This is a genomic window from Streptomyces sp. W16 (assembly GCF_033194735.1).
Classification (GTDB): domain Bacteria; phylum Actinomycetota; class Actinomycetes; order Streptomycetales; family Streptomycetaceae; genus Streptomyces.
This window is the reverse complement of record NZ_JAWOAI010000425.1, coordinates 1-8,901: the sequence shown is the minus strand read 5'-3', so window position 1 is coordinate 8,901 and position 8,901 is coordinate 1. Positions and strand designations below refer to the sequence as shown.

8 protein-coding genes are annotated in these 8,901 nt (G+C 70.0%); 4 read left to right on the top strand and 4 right to left on the bottom strand.

Going from position 1 to position 8,901, the window contains the following annotated elements; genetic code table 11:
- Nucleotides 1–536, top strand: a 536-nt coding sequence (locus R6V09_RS38830) for a MarR family winged helix-turn-helix transcriptional regulator (RefSeq protein ID WP_317886183.1), incomplete at its 5' end; no start/stop codon positions are given.
- A 118-nt stretch (nucleotides 537–654) separates the two neighbouring features.
- A complete protein-coding gene (locus R6V09_RS38825) occupies nucleotides 655–3,240 on the top strand; it encodes a cellulosome protein (protein WP_317886182.1) in 2,586 nt (861 codons plus the stop codon).
- Between the two features lie 30 nt (nucleotides 3,241–3,270).
- Here R6V09_RS38825 and R6V09_RS38820 read toward each other — a convergent pair whose 3' ends face one another.
- The 3 genes from R6V09_RS38820 to R6V09_RS38810 all read right to left on the bottom strand — a co-directional run bounded on the left by R6V09_RS38820 (nucleotide 3,271) and on the right by R6V09_RS38810 (nucleotide 5,650).
- Nucleotides 3,271–4,323, bottom strand: coding sequence for an aldo/keto reductase (locus R6V09_RS38820; protein ID WP_317886181.1), 1,053 nt, complete (start codon nucleotides 4,321–4,323; stop codon nucleotides 3,271–3,273).
- Between the two features lie 73 nt (nucleotides 4,324–4,396).
- Complete coding sequence (locus tag R6V09_RS38815; RefSeq protein ID WP_317886180.1) at nucleotides 4,397–5,161, bottom strand: VOC family protein; 765 nt, start codon at nucleotides 5,159–5,161, stop codon at nucleotides 4,397–4,399.
- Between the two features lie 96 nt (nucleotides 5,162–5,257).
- Nucleotides 5,258–5,650 carry a VOC family protein gene (locus R6V09_RS38810; protein ID WP_317886179.1) on the bottom strand — a complete coding sequence of 131 codons (393 nt, stop codon included), beginning with the start codon at nucleotides 5,648–5,650 and terminating at the stop codon, nucleotides 5,258–5,260.
- 77 nt (nucleotides 5,651–5,727) lie between these two features.
- On the opposite strand from R6V09_RS38810, the gene R6V09_RS38805 reads away from it, so the two are divergent.
- Nucleotides 5,728–6,267 (top strand): GNAT family N-acetyltransferase, encoded by a 540-nt coding sequence (locus R6V09_RS38805; RefSeq protein WP_317886178.1) that lies wholly within the window; start codon nucleotides 5,728–5,730, stop codon nucleotides 6,265–6,267.
- Between the two features lie 21 nt (nucleotides 6,268–6,288).
- Here the strand turns inward: R6V09_RS38805 and R6V09_RS38800 are convergent, their stop codons facing one another.
- Nucleotides 6,289–6,972: a glycerophosphodiester phosphodiesterase gene (locus R6V09_RS38800; RefSeq protein ID WP_317886177.1), complete on the bottom strand. Its 684-nt coding sequence runs from the start codon at nucleotides 6,970–6,972 to the stop codon at nucleotides 6,289–6,291.
- A gap of 406 nt (nucleotides 6,973–7,378) precedes the next feature.
- On the opposite strand from R6V09_RS38800, the gene R6V09_RS38795 reads away from it, so the two are divergent.
- Nucleotides 7,379–8,776: a DUF6421 family protein gene (locus R6V09_RS38795; RefSeq protein ID WP_317886176.1), complete on the top strand. Its 1,398-nt coding sequence runs from the start codon at nucleotides 7,379–7,381 to the stop codon at nucleotides 8,774–8,776.
- Nucleotides 8,777–8,901: the final 125 nt, after the last annotated feature.

Here is an 8,901-nt window from a genome sequence, read left to right as displayed (position 1 = left end):
CTGCCCCGAGCACCCCCTCGCCGGGCGCGCCCTGCCACGACACCGTCGCCGCCGTCGTCGGGCAGTGGCAGGCCGTGCACCCCGAGCTCGACACCGGGCCGATGGAGATCATCGGCCGGATCAACCGGTGTGCCGCCCTGCTGCAGCAGGCCGAGGACGCGCCGTTGCGCCGGGCCGGGCTCAGCCGTCCCGAGTTCGACCTGCTCGGCGCGCTCCGCCGCACCGGGCACGAGCTGACGCCGAGCGAGCTGACCCGGGAGACGTTTTCCTCGGGTGCCGCCGTCACCAAGCGCCTCAAGCAGCTGACCGAACGCGGCCTGGTCGAGCGCCGCGGCGACACCCGCGACCGCCGCGTCGCGCACGTCCGTCTGACGGACACCGGCCGCGAGCTCGTCGACGCGATCCTGCCCGAGCAGCTCGCCTACGAGACCACCGTGCTCGCGGGTCTGGACACCCCCGGACAGGGCGAACTGGCCACCTTGCTCGGCGAGTTGCTGGTCCAGCTGGAAGGCAGGATGGGAGTGCTGCGCGTCTGAGCCGCCGTGGGCGAGCGGTGGCTGACCGTTGACGCGAGCCGGGTGATCTCCCTACGTTCGACCAGGTCGGTTCGGGACGCCGACTGGCGTACGACATGTCGAACAAGGGATTGATGCCGTGGCAGCCGAAGCCTCCGCCGCCCCCACCTCTGGGAAGCTCACCATCGACCTCGGCACCGACACGGGCCCCTTCCACGGAGGCGCGAGCGGCACGCTCTACGGTCTCTACGGCGACGGTGTCCCCAGCCGCAACGTCGTCGAGGGCATGTACGTCCGCACGGTCTCCACCAAGGCCCAGGACGGCACCCAGCACCCGGGCGCCGACGCCCTGGAGATGCTGCGCCCCTTCGTCGAGGCGGGCGGCAAGGACGTCTACGTCTACCTGACCGACATCTACCGAGGCTTCCCCTACGAATGGCCCGGCGCCACCGGACCCGAGCGCCTCGCCGACTTCACCTCGCGCGTCCGCAGGCACGTCGAACAGGTACTGACCCTCGGCGCGTACCGGTCCCATGTCGTGTACGTCCCGTTCAACGAGCCCGAGGGCAACATGTTCGGCACGGGGGAGTGGAGCTACGACGGGACCTCCTGGCGCACCGACCCGCGTGCCTACTTCGCCGCCTGGCGGGACATCCACCGCCTGATCAAGGACCTCGACCCCGGCGCCCGCATCGCCGGCCCCAACACCTGCGAACTGTACGACGAGGTCAAGGGCTTCCTGGAGTTCGCCAAGGCCGAGGGCGTACTGCCCGACGTCGTCACCTGGCACGAACTGTCCTCGCCGGACGAGATCCGCACGAACGTCGCTAAGTACCGTGCCCTGGAACGGGAGTTGGGAATCGGCCCGCTCCCCGTCAACATCAACGAGTACGCCCACAACTACCACTTGTCCGTCCCGGGGCAGATGATCCAGTGGATCGCCGCGATCGAGGAGTCCAAGGTCGACGCCGACATGGCGTACTGGAACATCGACGGCAACCTCAACGACTCGGCGGTCGAGGCGAACAAGGGCAACGGACAGTGGTGGCTGTTCAACGCCTACGGCCAGTTCACGGGCAACACCGTCCGGGTCACCGCGCCCCACCCGAACGTGCAGTACACGCTCCAGGGCGTCGCCGCGCTCGACCGGGGCAAGCGGCAGGCGCGGGCGCTGTTCGGCGGCGCGGGCGGTTCGGTGGACGTGGTGTTCGAGCACGTCGACCCAGAGGTCTTCGGTACGACCGTTCACGCGCGGCTCCTGGAGATCCCCTGGACGGGCCAAGTCGGCGCCGCCGAACAGCCGTTGCGGCTCGCCGACCGTGAACTCCCGGTCGTGGACGGGAAAGTGACGCTGCGTCTGACGGACCTGGAGGAGATGTCGGCCTACCAGGTGATCCTGTCCCCGGGCGGCCTGGGTGCCGTGGCGCTGCCGCCCTCGGTCCGCTGGCGGCGGACGTACCAGGCCGAGGACGCGACCTACCTCGGTGGCGGCCGTTCGCTGAACGGGCCCGAGGGGTCCCCGTCCGACGTCGACAAGTTCGCCACCTCGACCGGCTACCACGTGGGCGGACTCCGCACCGGTTCCGACGGCGTGCTCGCCTTCTCGGTCGAGGTCCCGCAGGACGGGACGTACGACGTGAGCGTCTTCGCCAACTCGTACAACCTGGCCGACGCGGTGCGCGAGCAGGGACCCACCAACGTCTTCCTCCGTGTCGACGGCCGCCATCCGCGCGAACTCAGGCTGCCGCTCGGCTACAAGTGGGCCGTGTGGGGACACACCGACACCCAGGTCGAACTGACCGCCGGCGCGCACACGATCACCCTCGCCGCCAAGGACCCCGACCTCGGTGTGACGCGGGGCGACGCGGTCGTCGACAAGCTCGACCTCGCCCTCCGCGACGACCGGGCGACCGGATCCGCGCTGTACGACGCCGAGTTCGCCGCCCTGGGCGGTGGCGCCCGCGTCGACTGCACGATCCGCGGAGCCTCCGGCCCCGGCGTCGCCGTACTGCCGCGGGGCGGCACCGCCACCTTCTGGGTACACGCGGCGGACGACGGGGAGGCGACGGTGACCGTCGACCGGATCGGCCCCGGGGAGGGCGAGTTGACGATCAACGGTGAGAGCGTGGGGACGGTTGAGCGATCCTCCGCGCCCCTCTTCCTCACCTCAGGCATCAACAAGGTCACCGTCACCGCCACGTCGGACCGACTCGTCCTGGACTGCCTCCGGACCGGGCCGTCGGGCGGCCTCCTGCCCACCTCGACGTACCCGGCCGAGGAGGGCACCACGACCGGCAGCGCCCGGGTCACCGGCGCCCACACGTTCGCCAGCGGCGGCAAGGCGGTCGACGGCATCGGCGGCGGACCCGGGAACGCACTCACCCTCACCGTGACGGCGCAACGGGTCGGCCGCCACGCGCTCACCATCCGCTACTCCAACGGCGAGCAGGCGCCCGCCACCCACTACAACCCGGACCCGGTCTGCCGCCACGCGGACATCGCGGTCAACGGGGCCGCCCCGCGGCGCGTCCTGTTCCCCACCACCTTCCACTTCAACAACTTCCACGACCTGACCGTCCCCGTCACCCTCGACGAGGGCACCAACATCCTCACCCTCACCGCCGACGAACTGCCGGACCACGACGGCCGGTCCAGGAACCAGTTCGGTCAACGCTCCGCGTACGCCCCCGTGATCGACCAGGTGACGGTGACACCGCTGGCCTGACCTCCAGCGCCGGTGGCCGCCACGGCCACGTCAGAGAACGTCCCGCGCCGTACGGCGATACGTGGAGCGTCGGTCGTCGATGTCGGCCCAGCGGTCGCCGTAGACGGTCCGGACGACGGCCGACTCCTGTACGAAGTCGTGCGGGAAGCCGAGCGTCACCGCGCTCACCTCGTCGAGTCGCGCGACGGCGTCGGCGTCGAGGCGGACGTCGACGCTGCCGAGGTTGTCGGCGAGTTGGTGCTCCTTGGTGGCCGCGACGATCGGGACGACGTTGCCGGGCCGGCCCAGCAGCCAGGCCAGCGCGACCTGAGCCGGACTCCAGCCGCCCTGTTCGGCGATCTCCAGGACGGCGGTGATGACGTCCTCCTCCTGCGGGTTCGGCTTGTCGTCCCAGCTGTCGAGCCGGCCCGCCTCACCCCGGCGGTACTTGCCGGTGAGCTTTCCGGCCGCCAGCGGCGCCCACGCCAGCACCGCCTGGCCGAACGCCCGGGCCTGCGGGAGCAGTTCGCGCTCCGGCGTCCGCTCCAGCAGGTTGTAGCGCAGCTGCGAACCGGCGAACGCGGTCCAACCCCTAAGCTCCGCAAGGGTGTTGGCCTGAGCGATCTCCCACGCGGGCCAGTCCGAGACGCCGACGTACAGCACCTTGCCGGTGCGGACGAGGTCGTCGAGCGCCCGCATCACCTCGTCGACCGGGGTGAAGTTGTCGCGGGCGTGCACCCACAGGACGTCGAGCCGTTCCGTGCGCAGCCGCTCCAGACTCGCCTCCACCGACTGCACCAGGTTCTTGCGGTGGTTGCCGGCCGAGTTGACGTCCCCCGTGCGGGTCCCGCACGTGTACTTGCTGGCCAGCACGAACTCCTCGCGCCGCCCCTCCAGCAGCTCGCCCAGGATCCGCTCCGAGTCGCCGCCCGAGTAGATGTCCGCCGTGTCGACGAAGTTGCCGCCCGCGTCGGCGTAGGCGTCCAGGAGCCGGGCGCTGGTCTTCTTGTCGGAGCCGTGGTCAGGGTCCTCGCCCATGACCATCGCGCCGAGGCTCAGCTCGCTCACCCGCAGACCGGTCTTGCCGAACAGTGTGTAACGCACGATCAGTTCCCCCTCAGGCAGGTCGTGCGTACGAGGCTAGGAGCTGGAGCGCACTTCAGCGCAAGGCGCCGCCTCAGCCCTCCCCGGCCTCCGCATACACCCCGAACATCGCCCCCTGCGGATCCCGCAACACCGCGATCCGCCGTACGTCGCCGATGGACGTGGGTTCCATGAGGACGGTGCCGCCCGCCTCCGTCGCCGCGGCAGCGGTGGTGTCGACGTCCGCAACGGCGAAGTACGGGAGCCAGTGCGGGGGCACCTCCGGCGGGAACTTCTCGTCCATCGTCATCATGCCGCCGAAGTCGGCGCCGTCGATGCCCCATTGCGGGTAGTGCTCCGAGGGGCGGACGGTCCAGCCGAACACCGCCGTGTAGAAGGTCTGCGCCCGCTCGGGCGCCCGCGTCAGCAGCTCCACCCAGCCCAGCGCGCCGGGCGCGTTGAACAGCCCGGCGCCCGGGAAGGTCCGCGCCTGCCACGTCTGGAACGCGGCGCCGCCCGGATCCATGGCGACCGTGAAGCGTCCGATGTCGAACACGTCGATCGGCTCCATCAGCAGCGTCCCGCCCGCCGCGCGCACCTTCTCCGCGGTCGCGTCGGCGTCCGCCACCGCGAACGACACGTTCCACGCCACCGGTTGCGACTCCTGGAACAGCGGCGTCAGCGCGGCGACCGCCGCGTCCCCGATGTGCGCGACGGTGTAACCGCCTGCCTCCTGCCGGGGATCGGTCTCCGGACGCCAGCCGAACACGTCCGAGTAGAACCGCTTGGCCGCCTCCAGATCACTGGTCCCCAGCTCGGTCCAGCAGGGCCCACCGGTCACCGGCCTGTCGAGCTTCATGGCGTTCCTTTCGCAGAAAGCTCCCCTCCCAGCACGCTAAGCCCGGGCCGCGACCCCGGCCATCCGGCATCGAGGGGTGCCCTGGCCGCCGTAGACCTAGATTCCCGGCCGATACCGCAGCGGATGATCCGCGGGCACCTCCACCAGCACGATCCGCGTCCCGTCCGGATCCGCCACCCACATCTCCACCAGCCCCCAGGGCTCCTTCACCGGCGGCCGTACGATCTCGACCCCCTTCGCCCGCAGCTCCTCGTGCGCGGCCCCCGCGTCCGCGACCTGCAACCACAGCCACACGGCGGGGGAGGGCGGGGTGTCGGAGCGGCCGGCGACCTCCAGGAAGCCGCCGCCGAGGAAGTAGACGGTCCCGCGTTCCACCCCCGTGCCGAACTCCCGGTAGACGGGCAGCCCCAGTTGCTCACCGTAGAAGACTCGGGAGCGTTCGGGATCGGTCGGGCGCAGCAGGATACGGCTGCTCAGTACGTGCACCATGCGGCCGGAGCCTAGCCCCCGGGGTCGCGTTACTCTCGTCTCTGCCCGAGCCGCGCCCCTGATCGGAGTTGTGCACCATGGACACCGCCGCCACCGGACTGACCTTCCGCGACGCCACCGACGCCGATGCGGACGCCCTGGTCGGGCTGATCGAGTCGGCCTACCGGGGTGACGACAGCCGGGCCGGATGGACCACCGAGGCGGACATCCTCGAAGGGCAGCGGACCGACCCCGAGGGCGTGCTCGCGGTCATCAAGTCGCCCGACAGCCGACTGCTGGTCGTCGAACGCGACGGCCGGGTCGTCGCCTGCTGCCAGCTCGAACACCGCGGTGACCACGCCTACTTCGGGATGTTCGCGGTCAGCCCGCAGCTCCAGGGCGGCGGCCTCGGCAAGGTCATCATCGCGGAGGCGGAGCGCGCGGCCAGGGAGTCCTGGGGTGTGCGGGAGATGCACATGACCGTGATCTCCGTACGGAACGACCTCATCGCCTGGTACGAGCGCCGCGGCTATCGCCGTACGGGCCGGATGACCCCGTTCCCGTACGGCGACGAGCGGTTCGGCATTCCGCAGCGCGACGACCTGCAGTTCGAGCTGCTGGTCAAGGAACTCGCGTAATTCTTACGGCCGTTCAGTCGGCTACGCCGTGAAGCGGCCCGTGCGTTTGATCTCCGGGTAGTCGGTCGTCGCGCCGTCCAGCCCCAGGGCGCGTACGAGCCGCAGTTGGTCCTGGGTGTTCACCACCCAGCCGATGATCTTCAGGTCCGCCTTGCGGGCCGCCTCGACGACCTCCAGGGTCAGCCTGCGGATGTTCAGGCAGACCGTTTCGGCACCGGCCTCGGTGGCCCGCTCCACCACGTCGGGGCCGAAGCGGCTGGCGATCAGCGCGGTCCGTACGCCGGGCACCAGGCGGGTGATCTCGGTGATCGCCTCGTCGTGGAACGAGGACACCTCGACCCGTCCGACCAGGTCCCGCCGGTGCATGACCTCGGCCAGCGCCCGTGCCGCCGCCAGGTCCTTGATCTCGGCCTGGAGCGGTGACCGGACGGCGTCCAGCACCTCCTCGAAGGTGGGTACGTGCTCGCCGCGGCCCGCGTCCAGGGTGCGCAGCTCGCCGAGGGTCCGCTCGGCGATCGGACCGGTCCCGTCGGTCGTACGGTCCACGTCGGCGTCGTGCATGACGACGAGGGCGCCGTCCCTGCTCAGATGCAGATCGAGTTCGATGACATCGAGGCCGCCCTGCTCGGCGGCGACGAAGGAACGGAGAGTGTTCTCGGGTTCGAGACCCATGACTCCGCGGTGACCGATGGTAAGGAAGTTCAAGGTTCAACTCGCTTCCGTCGACGGCGGCTCGGCACGCGCGCGTGGGCGCGGCCGGACACCGGCGTCCACGCGGCAGAGCCGCAGCCTAACGGCCGGGCCCGGGGATGTACCCGCGCGTTCACGGGGGATTGAGGGTGACGGCCGGGGCGTACCTGGAACGTCCTGTGCGTCGCCGTCACTCGGCCGTGGGCGAGTCCGGTGGCCATTGACCGAAACCGGCCCTCGGTCGCAGACGCCCGTCCGCCTTCCCCGCCACGGCGGAAGTAATCGCCCTCTTTGTGTCCGGCAGGAAAAAGAGCGGTGACGAACGAGGGGTGCAGGATAATTTGCGGAGCCTTGCCTTGCTAGGAGAAACCACGAACGCATACGGTGTCCATACGCGAGGTTCTCCCGTGGAGGATGGGACATGACGGAAATTCTTGTGCAGGTGGGTTTTGAGGAGCGGGTTCGTCCCGCGGCCAGGGTGGTGGAGCATCCGGCATGGCCCGTGCTCAAGGATGCCGTGGAACGGATCCGGCCATGGCAGGCGAAGGACGGATCGATCGACTTCGCGAGCGAGGGTGTGCCGGACCGCGCTGACGTCGACTCCGCCGTGCAGCAGGTGATCGGCGCCGTGGAGGAGCTCTCCCCCTTGCTCCCGCAAGACGCGGCCTATCACGCGGCACTCGTCAGGGATCTGGCGGAATGGGCCGCCGCCGACTTCCAGGTGCCCGACTTCCTCGACTCGCTGCTGGCCTTCCAGCCCGCCGCGAACCGCCAGGACGGGCTCCAGCACCTGGTTGTCTTCCCGATGTACACGCAGAACGGCAACCCGGACCGCAACCTCGAAGCGGTCGTCCTGCGCATGGTCTGGCCCGACTGGCTGGCCGAGCTGGAGGCGACCCGCTACGACAACCCGCTGTTCTGCGGCATCACCTTCGAGGACTTCACGTCCGGCTACGACACCAACTCGGCCGTGCTCTTCCCGGAGACCATCGCCGTACGCCAGGCGCCGGAACGATTCTCCTGGGGCGGTATCTTCTGCGACCGCGAGGCCGCCCGCTTCCGCCGGGTGACCGAGGCCGCCGTCGACATCCTGGGCATGCGACTGCCCGAGGACGTCGCCACCATGGTCGACGACCAGAAGCGCTGCGAGGAGGCCTTCGTCCTGTGGGACATGGTCCACGACCGCACCCACAGCCACGGCGACCTGCCCTTCGACCCGTTCATGATCAAGCAGCGCCAGCCGTTCTGGATGTACGGCCTCGAAGAGCTGCGCTGCGACCTCACCGCCTTCAAGGAGGCCGTGAGGCTGGAGGCCGACGGCGTCCCGCAGGCCCGTGACGTGCAGTACGCGGTCCTCTGCGACCGCATGTTCCGCTTCCCGGTCACCGGCGAACGCGTCCGCAACTACGACGGACTCGGCGGCCAGCTCCTCTTCGCCTACCTGCACAAGCACGACGTCGTCCGCTGGACCGACAACAAACTGCACATCGACTGGCGGCGCGCCCCCGAGGTCACCAACCAGCTGTGCGCCGAGATCGAGGACCTCTACCGCGCCGGCATCGACCGCCCCAAGCTCGTCCACTGGTTCAAGGCCTACGAGCTGGTCGCCACGTACCTCGCCCCGCACCCGGGCTCCAAGTGGGCCAAGGGCCCCGACGCGCTGGACCTGAGCCAGCCGCCGCGGAAACTCGTGGATGACGTGCTTCCGGACGAGTTTCCGCTGAGCATGTTCTATGAGGCACTCTCCAAGAAGCTCAAGAACGTGATCGCCTCGACCAAGGGCATCACCGCGGAGAGCGCCGAGCGGATCGCCGCGTGAGCGACCGCAGCACCGAAGTGGCTCAGGAGGCGAGGACCATGGGGAACGGGGCGCTCAACGGCGCGGTGATCGCGGTGGCCGGAGCGGGCGGGCCCGCGGGCCGGGCCGTGCTGCTGCGGCTGGCC

Excerpts from the sequence above, each read along its gene's own strand:
- R6V09_RS38815 (WP_317886180.1), bottom strand. The coding sequence starts at position 5,161 with ATGAAGCTCGACAGGCCGGTGACCGGTGGGCCCTGCTGGACCGAGCTG.
- R6V09_RS38795 (WP_317886176.1), top strand. The coding sequence starts at position 7,379 with ATGACGGAAATTCTTGTGCAGGTGGGTTTTGAGGAGCGGGTTCGTCCC.
- R6V09_RS38810 (WP_317886179.1), bottom strand. The coding sequence starts at position 5,650 with ATGGTGCACGTACTGAGCAGCCGTATCCTGCTGCGCCCGACCGATCCC.
- R6V09_RS38805 (WP_317886178.1), top strand. The coding sequence starts at position 5,728 with ATGGACACCGCCGCCACCGGACTGACCTTCCGCGACGCCACCGACGCC.